Consider the following 17607-nt stretch of genomic DNA (forward strand, 5'->3'; position numbering starts at 1 on the left):
CACAGTGGGCATCCTGATCAAGAACCCCGAGGCCGAACGCGCGGTGCGCGAACTGGCCGAGCTGACCGGCGAGAGCCTGACGATGGCGATCGAGATCGCCGTGAAGGAACGGCTGGCGGCCAAGCGTGGCGAGGAGCCGCCCCGGCGACGTCGCAGCGTCGCGGAACTGAAGGCGCTCACCAGAAAGTATCTCACGCCCGAAGCGCGCGCGGGTCTGCTGGCGCCTATCACGAAGGCCGACTTTGACGAGTTGTGGGAAATCCCTGGCGTCACCGATCTCGACGCGTGAGCACGCTCGTCCTCGATACTTCGGCGCTGGTCGCCATCGCGCTGGAAGAACCAGAATGCGACGCCTTCCTCGACCGTCTGGAAGAGGCGGATGATCCGCTGATCTCCGCGATGACCTATGTCGAGCTGGGCATTGTGCTGGTGAGGCGGCGCTTTCTGCTCTCGCGTGAAGACCTCGACGCTTGGCTGGTCGATTTTCGGATTCGCGTTGCGCGCTACGCAGTGATCGAACCCTTGGCGCTTGATGCGCATATCCAATACGGGAAAGGTCGCCATCCCGCGCAGCTGAACCTAGGCGACTGCTTTCCCTATGCCCTGGCCAAGGGGCTCGACGCCCCCCTGCTCTACAAAGGCGACGACTTCGCCCAGACCGACGTCCGCTCGGCGCTTTAGCCGACGAAGCCGGCCGCGCGGCGCAGGCGGTCATTGATCGCTTCGCCCAGGCCGTCTTCCGGGATCGGAGCGACAGCGATGGCCGAGGGGCGGATGCGGTCGGCGGCGCGGAGATAGGCGAAGAGGTTGGCGGCGGCTTCGGCCAGATCGCCAGACGGGCTCAGGTTGAAGACGCGCGGGCTCTCGGGCCAGTCGCCGAACGCCAGATAGGCCTCACCAGCCTCGGGCGCCTTGGCGTTGATCCGCACTGGAGCGTCGGGGGCGTAGTGCAGAGCCAGACGGCCCGGCGAGCGCTTGGCGTCGTCGTCGGCTTCGGCTAGCGGGCCGACGATCTGCTGCAGCTGGACGCGGGTCACCGCGCCGGGACGCAACAGGCGCGGCAGGCCGTCCAGGACCGAGACCACGGTCGATTCCAGGCCCACGGCGCACGGCCCGCCGTCCAGGGCGGCGGCGGCCTTGTCGCCCGTCTCGGCCACAGCGTCGGCATAGGTCGTGGGGCTGGGCCGGCCCGAGCGGTTGGCGGACGGCGCCACGACCGCGCCGCCGAACGCCTCCAGCACCGCATGCGAGACCGGATGGCCCGGCACGCGGATAGCCACGGTGTCCAGGCCCGCGCGGGCCAGGTCACACACCGCGCTCGTGTCCTTGATCGGCGCGACGATGGTCAGCGGCCCCGGCCAGAATTCGCGGGCCAGGGCGTAGGCGCGGTCGTCCAGATCGGCGATCCGCGCGGCGGTTTCCAGATCGGCGACATGGGCGATCAGCGGGTTGAAGCGCGGACGGCCCTTGGCCTCGAAGATCGCCGCCACGGCCGCCGGGTTGGCGGCGTCCGCCCCCAGCCCGTAGACCGTCTCGGTCGGCAGCAGAACGAGCCCGCCGGCCCGCAACGCGTCGGCGGCGGCTGTTATTTCTTCTTGGCGGTGATCGCGAAGCTGACCTTCACCTTCGCCGCGATTTCGTCCGTCGACGCCCATTCGCCCTGTCCAACTCCGAATGTCGTCCGGTCCAGGGTGGTTACACCGCGCGCCGTGGCCGTGTCGCCGTCGATCTTAAGGGTGAAGGGCAGGCTGAGCGGCTTTTTCACGCCGCGCAGGTCCAGGGTCCCGTCGGCGACGAACTTGCCCTCGCCGGTCTTGCGGAACTTGGTCGCCGTGAAGGTGGCCTTCGGATGCTCGGCGGTGTCGAAGAAGTCGCCGCTGGGCAGGCTCTGGTCACGCTGGTCGTCGCCGGTGGCGGCCGAGGCCATGTCGATGCTGACCGTGACCTTCGAGCGGTCGAGAGCCTCCGGCGAGAACAGGATGTCGGCGCTCCAGGTCTTGAACCGGCCGTCGATGCCGCTGCCCGACCACGAGGCGGTGAAGGTCAGGGTCGAGCTCTTCTGCACAGCCCAGGCGACGGGGTCCTTCAGCGCGGACTCGGCCGGTGCGAGCGTCTCAGGAGCGGGCGCGGCGGTTTCAGTCGGCGCAGGCGCGGCGACCGGAGCGGGCTCCTCGACCGGCGCGGGGGCCGGCGCAGGCGCGGCCTTCACGGCCGGCATGTAGAGGTAGCCGGCGGCGATGACGGCGGCCAGGCCGGCGGCGGCCAGCCACAGGCGCGGCTCCTTGATCCCCGGCTTGGCGCCGGCGGCCATGTGGCCGAAGACCTCGTCGCGGTCCAGGATCTGGTGCTTGGCCACCGCGCCCAGGTGCAAGGCCAGCAGCAGGTAGGTGGTCTTGACCAGCACGCCGTGACCCAGCTCGCCGGCCTCGTGCCAGGCGTGCTTGGCTCCGGCCGCCAGCTCGGGCAGGCCCGGAATGTGCGGCCACGGCACGGTTCCGTAGAGCAAGGTCGGGATCGGCACCCGGCTGGTCGAGACGATGATCCAGCCCGTCACCGGCAGGCCGATCATGATCACGTAGAAGCCCCAGTGCACGACGTGCGAGGCGATACGCTCCCACTTCGGCTGCCGCTCGGGCGGGGCCGGCGGTTTGTTGAACAGCCGCCAGGCCAGCCGCGCCAGGCTGAGCAGCAGGATGGTGATGCCGATCGACTTGTGCAGCTGGAACAGGGCGTAGGTGGTCGGACCCTTGGGTCCGTCCCCCATTCGCCAGCCCAGGATGATCTGGAAGATGATGGCCGCGGCGATCAGCCAGTGAATGACGATCGCCACCGTCGTGTAGCGCGTACGGCTCTCGGCCATGCAGGTCTCCCAGATCCCTAGGTAACGCTTACTTCTTTTCGAACTCGACTTCGATGTTCAGCGTGACGTCGTCGCCGATCAGCGGGACGTACTTGCCGACGCCGAACTCCGAACGCTTGATCGTCGTCGAGGCCGAGAAACCCGTACGGGTCTGCAGCGGGATCATGCCCGAACCGACGCCGTTGAAAACGACGTCCAGGGTCACCGGCTTGGTGACGCCGTGGAAGGTCAGGTCGCCGGTCACCGAGCCGTGCTGGCCGTCGCCGACGTTCACGGCGGTCGAGACGAAGGTGATGGTCGGGTACTTGGCCGCTTCCAGCCAGCCGTCGCCGATCAGCTCCTTGTTGAACTTCAGGCCGAAGGCGTCGGCGCCCGTGGCGGTGTCCAGCGAGGCCGGGTCGATCGTCACGTTGATCTTCGAGGCTTCCGGGGCCTTGGGATCATAGTGGAAGTCGGCGTCCAGCTTGGTGAAGCGCAGGGTGTAGTTCGAGAAGCCCATGTGCTTGAGCTTGGCGGTCAGCACGGCGTGGGTCTTGTCCAGCACGTAGTGGCCGGCCGGCAGGTCGGCCGGCTTGGTCGACGAGACGCCCGGCGCGGCCAGCGCGGCGGGGGCCGTGAAGAGGGCCACGGCGAGCGCGGCATAGGCGTAGGGACGGATCATCGGGGAGGGCTCCAGGAAAGGAATTACAACAGCACTAGTTGCAGTTCCCCGATCTAGGCACTCCAACACGGCTTTAAAGGCTGAGCTGATCACGAGACCGTGATCATGCACAGAAAGCCGCCAACGACTTGGCGACGTAACGTCACCCTCCCTAAACAGGCCGCGACCGTCTGGAGTTTTTCGGCATGACCTACCGCGCGCCCGTCCGTGATCTGGCTTTCTCGCTGCGCCATGCGGCGGATTTCGGGCGACTGGCCGACGCCTTCCCCGAAGCCGACACCGACACGGTGGCGGCGGTTCTGGAAGCGGCCGGAGCCTTCGCCGCCGACGTGCTGGCCCCGCTGAACCGCCAGGGCGACCTGGTCGGCGCCAAGCTGGAGAACGGCATGGTCCGCTGCGCCCCGGGCTTCGCCGACGCCTACAAACAATTTGCCGAAGGCGGCTGGGCCAGCCTGGCCGCGCCGGTCGAGCACGGCGGCCAGGGCCTGCCCAAGACGCTGGAGGTGGCGGTGCTGGAAATGGTCCAGGCCGCCAACATGGCTTTCGGCCTGTGCCCGATGCTGAGCCTGGGCGCGATCGAGGCGCTGGAGCATCACGGCTCGAACAGCCAGAAACACCTCTACCTGCCGCGCCTGGTCTCGGGCGAGTGGACCGGGACCATGAACCTGACCGAGCCCCAGGCCGGCTCGGATCTGGCGGCCCTGACCACGGTGGCCACGCCCGATGGCGACGGCGGCTGGAAGATCACCGGCCAGAAGATCTTCATCACCTGGGGCGACCACGACGCGGCCGACAACATCATCCACCTGGTCCTGGCCCGCACGCCCGACGCCCCTCCGGGCGTGAAGGGCATCTCGCTGTTCCTGGCCCCCAAGGTGCTGGTCAACGAAGACGGCTCGCTGGGCGAAGCCAATGGCGTGCGCGTCGGCGGGCTGGAGCACAAGCTGGGCATCCACGGCTCGCCCACCTGCGTGATGCTGTTCGAGGGCGCCAAGGCCGAGCTGGTCGGCGGCCTGGGCCAAGGCCTGCCCAACATGTTCACGATGATGAACGCCGCCCGCCTGCAGGTCGGGACGCAGGGCACCGCCATCGCCGAACGCGCCTATCAGCAGGCCCTCGCTTTCAGCCAGGAGCGCGCCCAGGGCCGCTCGGCCTGGACCGGGGCCTATCCCGCCCGCCTGTTCGACCATCCGGACGTGCGCCGCACGCTCGTCCTGATGAAGGCCCATATCGAAGCGGCGCGGGGCATCTGCCTGTCGACCGCCGTCGCCGCCGACCTGTCGCGCGCCGCGACCGATGAAGCCACCCGGACCGCCGCCAAGCTGCGCGAGGAACTGCTGACCCCGATCGCGAAATCCTGGTCGACTGACGTCGGCGTCCAGGTCGCCTCGCTGGGCTTGCAGATCCACGGCGGCATGGGCTTCATTGAGGAGACCGGCGCGGCCCAGCACTATCGCGACGCCCGCATCGCCCCGATCTACGAGGGGACCAACGGCATCCAGGCCATCGACCTGGTCGGCCGCAAGCTGATGCTGGGCGAAGGCCAGGCCATGGCCGACCTGATGGACGACATCCGCGACACCATCGAACTGCTGAACGCCGGCGAGCTGAAGGCCGTCGGCCTGCGCCTGGAAGCGGCCCTGAACGCGGCCTCTTCGGCGACGGCCTGGCTGATCGAGCGCCGCGCGAAGTCGATGCCGGACGCGCTGTCTGGGGCCACGGCCTATCAGAAGCTGCTGGGCGACGTGGTCGGCGGCTGGATGCTGGCCAAGGGGGCGCTGGCGGCGGCCGACGGCGAGGCGGATGCGGCCTGGGCGGAGAGCAAGCGTGCCCTGGCGCGCGTGTTCGCTGAAGCGGTGCTGGCCCAGGTTCCCGGCGCGGCGGCCGGGGTGATGATCGGCGCGGAGGATTTCGCGGCGATGACGCCGGAGGTTCTGGGGGCTTAGAATAGATTGTCATCCCGGAAGCCTCGCAGAGGCTATCCGGGACCGCCGGAAACGCTGAGCTTTCCGCGGTCCCGGCTCTCCGCTGCGCTACGGCCGGGATGACAATTCAGCGTGAACCTACGCCTTGAAGAACGCCAGCAGATCCGCGTTGATCACCTCCGGATGCGTCGACGCCATGCCGTGCGGCAGGCCCGGATAGGTCTTCAGCGTGCCCTTCTTGACCAGCTTGATGGCCAGGTGGGCGCTGTCGGCGATCGGGACGATCTGGTCGTCTTCGCCGTGCATGATGAAGACCGGCACATCGACCTTCTTCAGATCATCGGTGAAGTCGGTTTCCGAGAACGCCTTGATGCAGTCGTAGTGGGCCTTGGCGCCGCCGGTCATGCCCTGGCGCCACCAGTTGTCGATCAGGCCCTGGCTAACCTTGGCGCCCGGACGGTTGAAGCCGAAGAATGGACCTTCGGGGATGTCGCGGAAGAACTGGGCGCGGTTGGCGACCAGGGCGGCGCGGAAGCCGTCGAACACCTCGATCGGCAGGCCGCCCGGGTTCTTGGCCGACTTCAGCATCACCGGCGGCACCGCGCCGATCAGCACCACCTTGCCCACCCGGCCCGGCTTGGCGCGGGCGGCGTAGTGGATGGCCTCGCCGCCGCCGGTCGAGTGGCCGACGTGGAAGGCGTTCTTCAAATCGAGGTGGTCGGCCAAGGCGATGACGTCGGCCGCATAGGTGTCCATCTCGTTGCCGCTGTCGGTCTGGGTCGAGCGACCGTGGCCGCGACGGTCATGGGCGATGACGCGATAGCCCTTCAGCAGGAAGAACATCATCTGGGCGTCCCAGTCGTCGGCGCTGAGCGGCCAGCCGTGGTGGAACACGATCGGCTGGGCGTCCTTGGGACCCCAGTCCTTGTAGAAGATCTGCACGCCGTCCTGGGTGGTGACGAAACCGCTTTCGGCGCGGTTGGCGGCGTGGGGCGTCGTCGTCGCCTTCGGGGTCGCGGCCTTGGCGCTCTGGCCCAGCGAGGCGGCCGCCACGGCGGCGAGACCGAAGCCGGCGGTCATCACGCCGCGACGGGAAGCTTGGTTCGACTGGCTCATGGATCAACCCTCATCTCTTGTCCGCGATAATTGTTATCGCGGTAACGAAAAGCGTCTTAGGCCGGCTGCGACAGCGTGTCCAGAACTTTCTTTATCGCGATATCATTTTTCGTGGTAAGAAGGATCCATGACCAACAAGACGCCACGCCCCTATCCGCTGGATCAGCAAATCTGCTTCACGCTGTATGCGACCAGCATGGCGATCACTCGCGCCTACAAGCCGCTACTGGACGCGCTGGGCCTGACCTATCCGCAGTACCTGGTGCTGAACGTGCTGGGCGAAGCCCCTGAAAGCAAAGACGAAGGGGTCACCATCGGCGGCATCGCCGAGCGGCTGGACCTGGAGTCCAGCACCGTCACGCCGCTGGTCAAACGCCTGGAAGCCGCCGGCCTGGTCGCGCGGCGGCGTGGGCTCGAGGACGAGCGCCGGGTCGAGGTGACGATGACGGAAGCCGGCCGCGCCTTGCTGGGCCAGTCGGGATGCCTGAACGACACGCTGCTGGAGCGCTCCGGCATGGCCGGCGAGGACCTGGGGGCGCTGAACAAGCGGATCCAGGCGCTGCACGAAGCGATCGTGCGGGAGTAAAGGCTAGCGTTGATAGATGCTCCCCCGCGATGCGGGGGAGCTGTCACGGAGTGACTGAGGGGGCTAGCTCGGCCTAATCAGCACGAGCCCCCTCCGGCCCTCTGGGCCACCTCCCCCGCATCGCGGGGGAGGATCTAGTTACAGCTGCTCCAGCAGGTACTCGGCCGACGAGACCTTGAACTGGCCGGCTTCTTCGATGTTCAGCTGGGTCACGACGCCGTCCTTGGCGATCAGCGAATAGCGCTGCGAGCGCTCGCCCATGCCGAACTTCGAACCGTCGAAATCCAGGCCGATCGTGCGGGTGAAGTCGCCGTTGCCGTCGGCCAGCAGCAGGACTTCGCCGTCGATGCCCTGGTCCTTGCCCCAGGCCTTCATCACGAAGACGTCGTTGACCGAGACGCAGGCGATCGTGTCGACGCCCTTGGCCTTCAGCTCGTCAGCCTTCTCCTTGAAGCCCGGCAGGTGCTTGGCCGAGCAGGTCGGGGTGAAAGCGCCGGGGACGGCGAACAGGGCGACGGTCTTGCCCTTGAAGATGTCGTCGGTGGTGAGCGGCGCCGGCCCTTCGGCCGTGCTGGTCATGAAAGTCGCCGCGGGCAGCGTGTCGCCAACCTTGATCGCCATGGGCGGTGTTTCCTCGTGTGTGCGATTGAATTGCGCCTGATCGCATATCCCTCGCCGGGGCGGTCGCCAAGCACGCTTTCATAACGCGTACGACTTGAAACCGTCACACCGAAAGCCAATGCTCCATCCATGGCCAACTTCATCGAAGAAGACGAAGACGCGGACTTCCTGACGGGACGCCTGCTCGTGGCGATGCCAGGGATCGAGGATCCCAGGTTCGAGCGCACGGTCCTCTACCTGTGCGCCCACGACGAGGAGCAGGCCATGGGCCTGGCCGTGAACCGGCCGGTCGACGGCCTGACCGTCTATGAGCTGCTGGACCGGCTGGGCGTGAAGTCCGACATCCAGGCGCCGGGTGACCTCGTCCTGCTAGGCGGGCCGATCGAGCGCGAGCGGGGTTTCGTGCTGCACACCGACGACTTCAACTCGCCGGACTCGACCCTGCCGGTCGCCGACGGCCTGGGCCTGACCGCCACCCGCGACGTGCTGGACGCCATGGCCAGCCGCATGCGCCGGCCGCGCAAGGCGATCCTGGCCCTAGGCTATGCCGGCTGGGGTCCGGGCCAGCTGGAGCAGGAGCTGCGCGACAACATCTGGCTGATCTGCGACGCCGACGAAGGCATCGTGTTCGACGAGGACCACGAGCACAAATGGACCCGCGCCCTGGCCAAGCTGGGGATCACCGCCGACCACCTGTCGGCGACGGCGGGCAGCGCGTAGATCAGCCCCGCGCCTTCACCGGCGCGGCGCCGTCCACATAGGCCTCGTTCAGATAGACCTCGGCTTCCTGCGGCGACAGGGCCGGCGCGTAGCCGAAGCCCTGGCCGTAGTCGCAGCCCAGCGACTGCAGGGCGCGGGCCATCTCGGCGTTCTCGACGCCTTCGGCGACGACTTCCAGGTCCAGGTCCTGGCCCAGCTTGACGACCGAACGGACGATCTTGGCCGAGCCGGCGTTGCCGCCCATGGTGCGGACGAAGTAGCGGTCGATCTTCAGCGTGTCGAACGGCAGGCGCGTCAGGTACGACAGCGACGAGAAGCCGGTGCCGAAGTCGTCCAGCGCCAGGCCGGCGCCCGCGTCGCGCAGGGTCTTCAGGATCACGGCGGCCCGCTCGGGATCGCGCATGATGTCGCTTTCGGTGACTTCCAGCTTCAGGGCGCCGCGCGGCAGGCGGTTGACGCGCAGGGTCTCGGCCACGTCGGCGACCAGGCCCGGACGATCGATCTCGCCGGTCGAGAGGTTCACGCTGACGGTCAGGGCGCCCATCGCCGGGTGCGCGTCACGCCAGGTGGCCAGCTGCTTGGCGGCCGTGTGCATCATGTGCGCGCCCAGCTCGCTCATCAGCCCCATCTCTTCGATCAGGGGGAGGAACTCGTCGGGCGGCAGCATGCCGCGGCGCGGATGGATCCAGCGGGCCAGGGCCTCGAAGCCCGACAGCGCGCCGGTCGACAGGCGCACCACGGGCTGGAAGTAGGGCATGATCTCGCCACGGGCGATGGCGCCGCGCAGGTCGGCCTCCAGCGCCAGGCGCGAGAGGCCGTCGGTCTCCATCGAGCGGCCGTAAGCCGCGGCCCCACCCCGCCCGGCGGCGGCGGCGGCCTCGACGGCCAGCTCGGCGCGACGGATCAGTTCGCAGGCGTCCGGCGCGTCCAGGCCGCCCTCGGCCGAGACCGCGCCGACCGACAGCGTCGGGTGGATGTCGAAGCCCGCCACGCGCAGCGGCTGCTCCAGCGCCGAGCGCAGCATCTCGGCCGGCTCATAGCCCTGCGGCTCGCATAGCACGGCGAACTCGTCCTCGCCGATGCGGCCCAGCAGGGCGTCGGACGGGAAGGCGGCGGCCAGGCGCGAGCCCAGCGCGGCCAGGACGAGGTCGGCGCGCTCGTGGCCCAGGGCCTCGTTCAGGCGGCGCAGGCGGTCCAGGTCGGCGACGACCAGCTCGTGCATGCCGTCCTGGCCCAGGCGCTCACGGGCGCGGGCGACGAAGCTGCGACGGTCCAGCAGGCCCGTGAGCTCGTCACGCTCGGAGGCGGTGAATTTCGTTTCGGGGGCGACGACGCCAGCGGCGCGAACGCCCTCCTCCAGCCATACGCCCCGCCACAGGCAGGTGTCGCCGCCGCGCACGCGGAAGCGGGCAACCACTTCGCAGCCGGGTTCACGAACCTTGAGGACTTCCTCGGCCTGGGCGCGGTCCTGCGGCAGGGCCAAGGCGCGGAAGGCGGCGGAGGAGCATTCCGGGGCCAGCGGCCCCAGGCCCAGGGCGCGCGCCGCGCCGTTCAGGCGCAGGCGGTCGGCTTCGGGCTCCCAGATCCACAGCGCGACATCGGCCCCGCCCAACGCTTCCAGCGTGGCGGTGGTGTCCCAGATGCGTCGCTCACCGGTGCGAAAAGACATGCCCGTCCCAAACTCTCGGCCGGGGCCACCCGCTACTCGGGCGCGACCATGCCGAACAGACGATGATCTCGCCAACCGCCGTTAATTTTCAAATAAGCGGGCGCATATCCCTCTTCAGAAAAGCCACATTTCAGCAAAAGCGCGGCCGAAGCGTGGTTTTCCGGCATGCATGCGGCCTCAAGTCTGTGCAGGCCAAGACCGGTGAAAGCAAAGCGGATCAAGGTCTGCACGGCGTCGCGCATGTGACCTTGGCGGGTATAGGGCTGGCCGATCCAGTAGCCGACCGAGCCGGTCTGGGCGACACCACGTCGCACGTGGAAAAGCCGCACGGCGCCGATCAGGGCGTGGTCCTCGCGGCGGAAGATGAAAAACGGATAGGCCTCGCCTAGTTCCAGCTCGCGGGCATAGGCCGACAGGCGGGCGCGGAAGGCGGCGCGGGTCAGGTCGTGCTCGGGCCAGGTCGGCTCCCAGGGTTCCAGGAACGGCCGAGACTTGGCGCGCAGGGCCGCCCAGGCTCGGTGGTCGCCCGGACGCGGCGGCCGCAGATAGACAGCGCTGCCCTCCAGCTGGAGGCGGGGACGGGTTTTCAGGAACGGCAGCAGAGCATTCACGGCCGAACCCTCGATCCCTAGGCCAGAGCCTTGGAGAACGCCTCACCGGCCTTCAGGGCCGACTTGGCGCCCAGCACGGCGGTGGCGGCCTGGCCGGACAGCAGGCGCTGGCCCAGGCGGGCGACGTCGGCGGGGGTGACCGCATCGACCTCGGCGGCCAGTTCCGACGGCGGATACAGGCGGTCGAACAGCAGGACCTGCCCGGCCCCCTGCTCGGCGCGGGCCAGGGGCTGCTCGCGGGCCATGAACATGTGGGCCTTCAGCTGGGCCTTGGCGCGGGCCAGCTCGGCGTCGTCGATCTTGGACGCCAGCTTGACCAGCTCCTCGGCGCAGACCTTGGCGGTCTCGACCGCGTCGCCAGCCGCGCAGCCGACATAGATGCCCAGCGCGCCGTGGTCGGCATAGGTGTCGGCATAGGCGTCGATATTGTAGGCGAGACCCCGCTTCTCGCGGGCTTCCTGGAAGAGGCGCGAGGACATGCCGCCGCCCAGGGTCTCGGCGAAGATGCGCAGGGCGAAATAGTCGTCGTGGCGCGAGCCGCAGGCCGGCAGCATGAACACCAGGTGCGCCTGCTCCAGTTTGCGAGCCTCGGCTTGCGGACCCCCGATGAAGGTCGCGGGATCCGGCACGGCCGCGCCCGGCGTCGCCGGGAGGTCGCCGAAGGCGCGCTCGGCGGCGGCCATAAGCTCGGCTTCATCCACCGCGCCCGTGGCGCTGACCACCAGGCGGTCGGCGGCGTAGAGCTGGGCGCGCCAGTCCGACAGGGCCTCGACGCTGGCGGCGTCGACGGTCTCGTCGTTGCCCAGGATCGGACGCCCCACCGGGTGGTCGCCCCAGCTGGCGCGCTGGATCAGGTCGAAGACATAGTCGTCGGGCGCGTCGGCGGCCTCGGCGATCTCCTGCTTCACCACCTGCTTTTCGCGGGTCAGGTCGGCGGGATCGAAGGTCGGCCGGCGCAGGAGGTCGGCGATGACGTCCATGCCCAGGTCCAGGCCGCCCTTCAGCGCGCGGACCTGGAAGCTGGTGCGCTCGTAACCGGTGGCGGCGTTGATCGAGCCGCCCTGGTTCTCGATCACCTCGACGATGTCGCGGGCCGAGCGGCCGCCCGCGCCCTTGAACACCATGTGTTCCAGCAGGTGCGACCAGCCCGAGCGCGCCGGGTCCTCATAGGCCGCCCCGCGTCCCGCCACGACCGTCAGGGCCAGGGTTTCAAGGCCCGGCATCGGGTCGCAGACGACGCGGACGCCGTTGGGGAGGGTGCGGAGAGTGGTCGTCATGTGGCGGGGTATCTAGGCGCTCGCGCGCCTAAACACTAGTCCCGCCTCAGGTATTGGCCGCGAAGGTCCGCACGAACGCCTTCACCGACGCGCCGTCGGCGGGCAGGCGCTCGAACTTCTCCGGCTTCTTGGAGAGGTCGGGCGTCGCGCGCGGCGTGCTGGGCAGCAGGCCTGTGGCCGCCTGGACGGCTTCCGGGAACTTGGCCGGGTGCGCGGTCGACAGCACCACGACCGGGACGTTGGCCGGGACGTCCACGCCCTGCGCGGCGGCGAGGCCGACGGCGGTGTGCGGGTCGATGACCTCGCCGGTCTCGTTCAGGGTCGAGAGCATGGTCTTGGCGGTGTCGGCCTCGCTGACCGACGCGCCGCGGAACAGCTCCCGCATCCAGGTATGGGCGCCCGGCGGGATGTCCAGCAGCCCCGTGGCGGCGAAGGCGCGGAAGGCCCGGTCGGTCTCGGCGCCATCACGACGGACGGCTTCGAAGTACAGGCGCTCGAAGTTGGACGCGACCTGGATGTCCATGGCCGGGCTCTGGGTGGCGGCCAGGGCGCCGCGCGAATAACGACCGGTCTCCATGGCGCGGGCCAGGATGTCGTTGGAATTGGTGGCGGCGGTCACCGAATGGATCGGCAGGCCCAGCTTCTTGGCCACGAAGGCGGCATAGGCATCGCCGAAATTACCCGTCGGCACCACGAAGGCTGTTTCCCGCTCGGGCGCGCCCAGGGCGACGGCCGAGGTGAAGTAGTAGACGCTCTGGGCCGCGATCCGCGCCCAGTTGATCGAGTTGACGCCCGACAGGTCCACCGCATGGCGGAACTGGTCGTCCTGGAAGGCCTGCTTGACGATGGCCTGGCAGTCGTCGAACGAGCCCAGGATCGAGACGCAGGCGACGTTGCTATCAACAGCCGTGGTCATGAACCGGCGCTGCACCTCGCTGATGCGGCCTTCCGGGAAGAGCGCGACGATGCGGGCGTTCTTGCGGCCCCGGAACGCCTCGACGGCCGCGCCGCCGGTGTCACCCGAGGTGGCGCAGATGATGGTCATCTTCCGCGACTGACGCTCCAGCACGTAGTCGTACAGGCGGCCCAGCAGCTGCATGGCGACGTCCTTGAACGCCAGGGTCGGGCCGTGGAACAGCTCCAGCAGGTAGCGGTTCGAGGTGAGTTGCTTGACGGGCGTGACGGCCGTGTGGGCGAAGCTGGCATAGGCCTCCTCGCACATGTGGGCGAGGTCGTCCTTGGGGATGTCGTCGCCGACGAACTTGCCGACCACGGTGGCGGCCACCTGGGCATAGGGCTTGCCCGCGAAGCCGGCGATCTCGGCCTTCGTGAAGCTGGGCCACTCGGAGGGCACGTACAGGCCGCCGTCGGGGGCCAGGCCGGCCAGCACCGCATCCAGGAAGCCGATGGACGCGGACTGGCCGCGGGTCGACACGTAGCGCATCAGGGTCTCAATCTCCGCCAGAGCATGGCGGCATAGATAAACAGCAAGGTTACGGCAAGACCGAACCACGTCAGAGCGTATTCCAGGTGCCGATTGGAAATTTCTGCCGGCAACGGCGCGGGGGTGATTCCGTCGACCTTCGGGGCCGTGGCCTCGGCCATCAGGACATAGGTCGAGGGCCGCTCGCCGAGCGCCGTCTCGATCAGATGGCGGCGCTCGTCACCGCCCATGTGGGCGACATCGGCCAGAACCCCGACGATGTGCTCCGGCGGGACGAAGGCGCGCTGGCCGCCCGTCGGCTGGCCGGTCAGGGCGTCGACCACGCCCAGATCCGCCAGGATCGCGCCGTTCGCCGCGCCGCCGCCCAGCCCGCAGACCACCTGCGCCCGCCAGACAATGTCGCCGTCGCGCACGCCATAGACCAGCGGCAGGTCCGTGCGAGCCGGCGCGGGCGCGCAGTCGGTCTCGACGCGGGTCCAGGAGACGTCCTCGCCGCGCGCCGCGGCGGCCAGCACCGGCGCCAGCGGCACGGCGGGCGCGGCCTTCAGTTTGTCCAGCCGCGCCAGCAGGCTTTCCTTCCAGTGCAGACGCTGGACCTGCCAGGAGCCGAGGCCGCACAGTATGGCGAACGAAATCCCGACGGCGACCGTCAGGCCGATCGGGAAGCCGGGTTTCTTGACTTGAGCCTCAGACATCGGCGCGCCCCGCTTCCGAGGCCTTCTGGGCGATCTGGGCGGCCACCATCAGGCCCTTGGCCGGGCGCATCAGGCCCAGGGCGATGACCAGCACCGCCGGCAACCAGACGATCAGCAGCAGCCAGACCGGCCAGTTCCAGGCGAACATCGAAAACAGCGCCCCGAACGCGCAGACCGTGCCGGCGATCAGGATCACGAAGGTCGCCGCGCCGTCGCCGGTCTCGAACTTGCCCAGCTCGAAGCCACAGGCCTCGCATTGGCGCGAGACCTTCAAGAAGCCCTCGAACAGATAGCCCTCGCCGCAGTGGGGGCACAGGCCGCGCGCGCCGGCGGCGTAGGGGTTGGTCTTGGTCATGCTTCAGTACGTCCGGACAAGGCCCTATCCCCAACAGTGTCTTCCTCGCCCTTGTGGCGAGGACCCATGGTGCGGCGGCTCTGCGGCGCTCCAATGGTCAAAGTCGGTTCGGCTGAACCATGGGCCCTAGGCACAAGGCCTAGGAAAGCAGTGATGTTTCGGGCTCGAATTCAAACCTCAGTCCACCGCCCTGAAACGAAAAAGGCCCGGAACGCTGGTCTGCGTTCCGGGCCCCTCTGGATCTTTGGATCTAGTGGGCCGAGGCCCCGAAGATCACGTAGATGAACGCGAACAGGAACAGCCAGACCACGTCCACGAAGTGCCAGTACCAGGCGGCCGCTTCGAAGCCGAAGTGCTGCTTGGGCGTGAAGGCGCCGTTCAGCAGGCGGATCAGGCACACGATCAGGAACAGGGTGCCGACGAACACGTGGAAGCCGTGGAAGCCGGTGGCCAGGAAGAAGGTCGAACCATAGAGGCCCGAGTTCGCCGCGGCTTCCGAGTAGAACAGCTGCTCGTGGTTGATGTGGGCGTACTCATAGACCTGGATGCAGGTGAACAGCGCGCCCAGCAGGATGGTCAGGATCAGGCCCCACTTGGCGCCCTTGCGGTCGCCGACCTGCAGGGCGTGGTGCGCCCAGGTGACGGTCGTGCCCGAGAGCAGCAGGGTCAGGGTGTTGACCAGCGGCAGGTGCCAGGGCGAGACGGTCTCGACGCCGGCGGGCGGCCAGGTGGCCCAGGCGGTGCGGACTTCTTCGATGCCCGACAGGGTGCGGTGGTGATGGAACAGCGCCATCTCGAAGAACATCCAGAACCACGCCACGAAGAACATCACTTCCGAAGCGATGAACAGGATCATGCCGTAGCGCAGGCCGATCGAGACGACCGGGGTGTGGTCGCCGGCCTTGGCTTCCTTGGCCACGTCCGACCACCAGCCGAACATGGTGTAGAGCACGCCCGCGAAGCCGGCGGCGAAGATGGCCCAGTTGCCCTTCTCGATGCCGAAGACGCCGCCCTTGATCCAGCCGATCAGGCCGATCGCCATGACGGTGGCGGCCATCGAGCCGACGAACGGCCACGGGCTGGGCGGAAGGATGTGGTAGTCGTGTTTGACGGCGCCGGCCATGTTGCTGCTAACCCTTATATCCCTCTGATCACGTCGCCGGTTCCCCCCGCGACATGGTCGTTGTGAACGCTATAGCCCTCTCGACGGTGCGCCGCCAAGGGGTTCCACGATACGAGGCGTCGCCGACGCCGCAACTTTACTGTTCTTGTCACCTTCGACGGCCGGGAAGAACGTGTAGCTGAGCGTGATTTCGTTCTTGCCCTTGGTCTCGGGATCGTCCGCGAACTTGGGATCCACGAAGTAGACGACCGGGAATTCCACCGTCTGGTGCGGCTGGATCGTCTGGCTGGAGAAGCAGAAGCACTCCAGCTTCTGGAAGTACGGCCCCGCCGATTCCGGCACCACATTGTACAGCGCCCGGCCGGTCTGCGGCTTGTCGGTGGGGTTGGTGACCTTGAAGAAGGCCAGGCCCGTATCGCCGATGCGGATGTCCTGGCTGGCCTGCAGGGTCTGGAACTGCCACGGCAGCTCGCGGATGTTGGCGTCGAAGCGGATCGTGACCTTGCGGTCCAGGATCCTGGTCGGTTTCGCCTCGGCCTTCCGCACCGTGCCGTCGAAGCCGGTGGCCTGGCAGAACAGCTTGTACAGCGGCACGGCGGCATAGGCCGCGCCGATCATGCCGAAGAACGCCGCCGCGCAGATCAGGGCCACCTTGCCGTTGCGGCGGGCGGCCAGTTCCTGCGGGGTCAGTTCCGAGTCGGGCTTCTTAGTGCGGGTGCGCGACATTGCCGCCGAGCCTCACGAGGGTGACCACGAACACCAGGACGACGAAGGCGACCAGGCCAAGGGCCAGGGCGACGTTGCGGCCGCTCCGAGCCTTCTTCGCCGCCAATTGGGCCGCATCGTCTTTATTGACGGGTTGATTCACTTGAGCAGCTCCAGGGCGTGCACATTCGCCACGGCCTCGCCCAGCAGGGCGGCGAACAGGGCGAAGAGATACAGGATCGAGAAGGCGAACAGATTGCGGGCGGCGGTCGAGCCGGCGGCCTTCTCGTCCTCGGTGACTTCGTAGAGGGCCCGGTCGGCCACGCGGGGATCGGCCGCGTCGCCCGCCTTGCTGGCGAACACGCGCCAGGCCAGGATCAGGAACACCGCCCCGCCCAGGGCCGCCACGGCCAGGTAGATCGGACCGCCCAGGCCGGTCAGCACCGGCGACAGGCAGATCGGGATCAGCAGCAGGCTGTAGAGCAGGATCTGCTTGCGGGTTTCCTTGGCGCCCTTCACCACCGGCAGCATCGGCACCCCGGCCTTGGCGTAGTCGGTGGTGACGTACAGCGACAGCGCCCAGAAGTGCGGCGGGGTCCAGAAGAAGATGATGGCCACCATCAGCCAGGCGTTCAGCGGCGCGTGGCCCGTGGCCGCGGCCCAGCCGATGGCGGGCGGCAGCGCGCCGGCCAGGCCGCCGATGACGATGTTCTGCGCCGTCCAGCGCTTGAGCCACATCGTATAGACGACGGCGTAGAAGACGATGGTGAAGGCCAGGAGGCCTGCCGCGAACCAGTTGATCGCGAAGCCCAGGAACATCACCGACAGGATCGACAGGACGACGCCCAGCGAGGCGGCCTCCTCGCCCTTGACCTTGCCGGCGGGCACCGGGCGGCCGCGCGTGCGGCGCATCTGCTGGTCGATATCGGCGTCGTACCACATGTTCAGCGCGCCCGAGGCGCCGGCCCCGACGGCGATGCACAGCACCGCGATGGCGCCCAGCACGGGATGGATCGGCGCGCGAGCGGCCAGCAGGCCCGTCAGGCCCGTGAACACCACCAGCGACATCACGCGCGGCTTCATCAGCTGGAAGTAGTCCTTCCAGCTGGCGGTCTCGGTGGTGTCCGGCTGAACGGTGTCCGGAGTCATGGCGGCGATCTTCGACATGCTGAGTGAAATATATCGGTCTTCAATGGGCGAAGGGCGCGGCCTGGACCCTTAAGGATCCCGACCGCGCCC

Annotated in this window: 20 protein-coding genes; 5 read left to right on the forward strand and 15 right to left on the reverse strand. The window is 68.3% G+C overall.

Annotated elements, in window-relative coordinates:
• Positions 1–4 precede the first annotated feature (4 nt).
• Entirely contained in the window at positions 5–289 is a 285-nt protein-coding gene (locus tag J7528_RS19240) for a type II toxin-antitoxin system VapB family antitoxin (RefSeq protein ID WP_291877728.1), read from the forward strand.
• Complete coding sequence (locus tag J7528_RS19245) at positions 286–681, forward strand: type II toxin-antitoxin system VapC family toxin (protein WP_291877731.1); 396 nt, start codon at positions 286–288, stop codon at positions 679–681. Before J7528_RS19240 ends, J7528_RS19245 begins: the two co-directional genes overlap by 4 nt.
• On the opposite strand, the gene J7528_RS19250 is transcribed toward J7528_RS19245, so the two are convergent.
• The 3 genes from J7528_RS19250 to J7528_RS19260 are packed head-to-tail and all read right to left on the reverse strand — an operon-like array spanning position 678 to position 3521.
• Entirely contained in the window at positions 678–1655 is a 978-nt protein-coding gene (locus J7528_RS19250; RefSeq protein ID WP_291877733.1) for an L-threonylcarbamoyladenylate synthase, read from the reverse strand. The two genes, J7528_RS19245 and J7528_RS19250, sit on opposite strands and share 4 nt — an antisense overlap.
• Positions 1586–2860 carry a YceI family protein gene (locus J7528_RS19255; RefSeq protein ID WP_291877735.1) on the reverse strand — a complete coding sequence of 425 codons (1275 nt, stop codon included), beginning with the start codon at positions 2858–2860 and terminating at the stop codon, positions 1586–1588. The genes J7528_RS19250 and J7528_RS19255 overlap by 70 nt, the downstream gene beginning before the upstream one ends.
• A gap of 28 nt (positions 2861–2888) precedes the next feature.
• The gene (locus J7528_RS19260; RefSeq protein WP_291877738.1) at positions 2889–3521 is read right to left on the reverse strand and encodes a YceI family protein; all 633 of its coding nucleotides are present in this window, start codon (positions 3519–3521) and stop codon (positions 2889–2891) included.
• 185 nt (positions 3522–3706) lie between these two features.
• Between J7528_RS19260 and J7528_RS19265 the strand changes: the two genes are divergently transcribed.
• Positions 3707–5467 (forward strand): acyl-CoA dehydrogenase, encoded by a 1761-nt coding sequence (locus J7528_RS19265; protein WP_291877741.1) that lies wholly within the window; start codon positions 3707–3709, stop codon positions 5465–5467.
• A gap of 117 nt (positions 5468–5584) precedes the next feature.
• On the opposite strand, the gene J7528_RS19270 is transcribed toward J7528_RS19265, so the two are convergent.
• Positions 5585–6562 carry an alpha/beta hydrolase gene (locus J7528_RS19270; RefSeq protein WP_291877743.1) on the reverse strand — a complete coding sequence of 326 codons (978 nt, stop codon included), beginning with the start codon at positions 6560–6562 and terminating at the stop codon, positions 5585–5587.
• 127 nt (positions 6563–6689) lie between these two features.
• Between J7528_RS19270 and J7528_RS19275 the strand changes: the two genes are divergently transcribed.
• Positions 6690–7148 carry a MarR family transcriptional regulator gene (locus J7528_RS19275; RefSeq protein ID WP_291877745.1) on the forward strand — a complete coding sequence of 153 codons (459 nt, stop codon included), beginning with the start codon at positions 6690–6692 and terminating at the stop codon, positions 7146–7148.
• A 138-nt stretch (positions 7149–7286) separates the two neighbouring features.
• On the opposite strand, the gene J7528_RS19280 is transcribed toward J7528_RS19275, so the two are convergent.
• A complete protein-coding gene (locus J7528_RS19280) occupies positions 7287–7769 on the reverse strand; it encodes a peroxiredoxin (RefSeq protein WP_291877748.1) in 483 nt (160 codons plus the stop codon).
• Between the two features lie 129 nt (positions 7770–7898).
• On the opposite strand from J7528_RS19280, the gene J7528_RS19285 reads away from it, so the two are divergent.
• Positions 7899–8489, forward strand: coding sequence for a YqgE/AlgH family protein (locus tag J7528_RS19285; protein WP_291877751.1), 591 nt, complete (start codon positions 7899–7901; stop codon positions 8487–8489).
• Between the two features lies 1 nt (position 8490).
• On the opposite strand, the gene J7528_RS19290 is transcribed toward J7528_RS19285, so the two are convergent.
• The 10 genes from J7528_RS19290 to cyoE form a co-directional block, all read right to left on the reverse strand.
• On the reverse strand, positions 8491–10158 hold the full coding sequence (locus J7528_RS19290; RefSeq protein ID WP_291877753.1) for a bifunctional diguanylate cyclase/phosphodiesterase: 1668 nt from the start codon (positions 10156–10158) through the stop codon (positions 8491–8493).
• Positions 10159–10190: 32 nt separating this feature from the next.
• Positions 10191–10769: a GNAT family protein gene (locus tag J7528_RS19295; RefSeq protein WP_291877756.1), complete on the reverse strand. Its 579-nt coding sequence runs from the start codon at positions 10767–10769 to the stop codon at positions 10191–10193.
• Between the two features lie 17 nt (positions 10770–10786).
• Positions 10787–12046, reverse strand: coding sequence for a pitrilysin family protein (locus tag J7528_RS19300; RefSeq protein ID WP_291877759.1), 1260 nt, complete (start codon positions 12044–12046; stop codon positions 10787–10789).
• Positions 12047–12092: 46 nt separating this feature from the next.
• Positions 12093–13490: a threonine synthase gene (thrC, locus tag J7528_RS19305; RefSeq protein ID WP_291877762.1), complete on the reverse strand. Its 1398-nt coding sequence runs from the start codon at positions 13488–13490 to the stop codon at positions 12093–12095.
• Entirely contained in the window at positions 13490–14185 is a 696-nt protein-coding gene (locus J7528_RS19310; RefSeq protein ID WP_291877764.1) for an SURF1 family cytochrome oxidase biogenesis protein, read from the reverse strand. Before J7528_RS19310 ends, thrC begins: the two co-directional genes overlap by 1 nt.
• Positions 14178–14540, reverse strand: a complete 363-nt coding sequence (locus tag J7528_RS19315) for a DUF983 domain-containing protein (RefSeq protein ID WP_291877767.1) — start codon at positions 14538–14540, stop codon at positions 14178–14180. The genes J7528_RS19310 and J7528_RS19315 overlap by 8 nt, the downstream gene beginning before the upstream one ends.
• A 250-nt stretch (positions 14541–14790) precedes the next feature.
• A complete protein-coding gene (locus J7528_RS19320) occupies positions 14791–15663 on the reverse strand; it encodes a cytochrome c oxidase subunit 3 (RefSeq protein WP_291877769.1) in 873 nt (290 codons plus the stop codon).
• Positions 15664–15732: 69 nt separating this feature from the next.
• Entirely contained in the window at positions 15733–16389 is a 657-nt protein-coding gene (locus J7528_RS19325; RefSeq protein ID WP_291877771.1) for a cytochrome c oxidase assembly protein, read from the reverse strand.
• On the reverse strand, positions 16370–16531 hold the full coding sequence (locus J7528_RS19330; protein WP_291877775.1) for a hypothetical protein: 162 nt from the start codon (positions 16529–16531) through the stop codon (positions 16370–16372). The genes J7528_RS19325 and J7528_RS19330 overlap by 20 nt, the downstream gene beginning before the upstream one ends.
• Complete coding sequence (gene cyoE / locus J7528_RS19335; RefSeq protein WP_291877778.1) at positions 16528–17535, reverse strand: heme o synthase; 1008 nt, start codon at positions 17533–17535, stop codon at positions 16528–16530. Before cyoE ends, J7528_RS19330 begins: the two co-directional genes overlap by 4 nt.
• Between the last annotated feature and the right edge of the window lie 72 nt (positions 17536–17607).

Source organism: Caulobacter sp., from assembly GCF_017744445.1.
Taxonomy (GTDB): Bacteria; Pseudomonadota; Alphaproteobacteria; order Caulobacterales; family Caulobacteraceae; genus Caulobacter.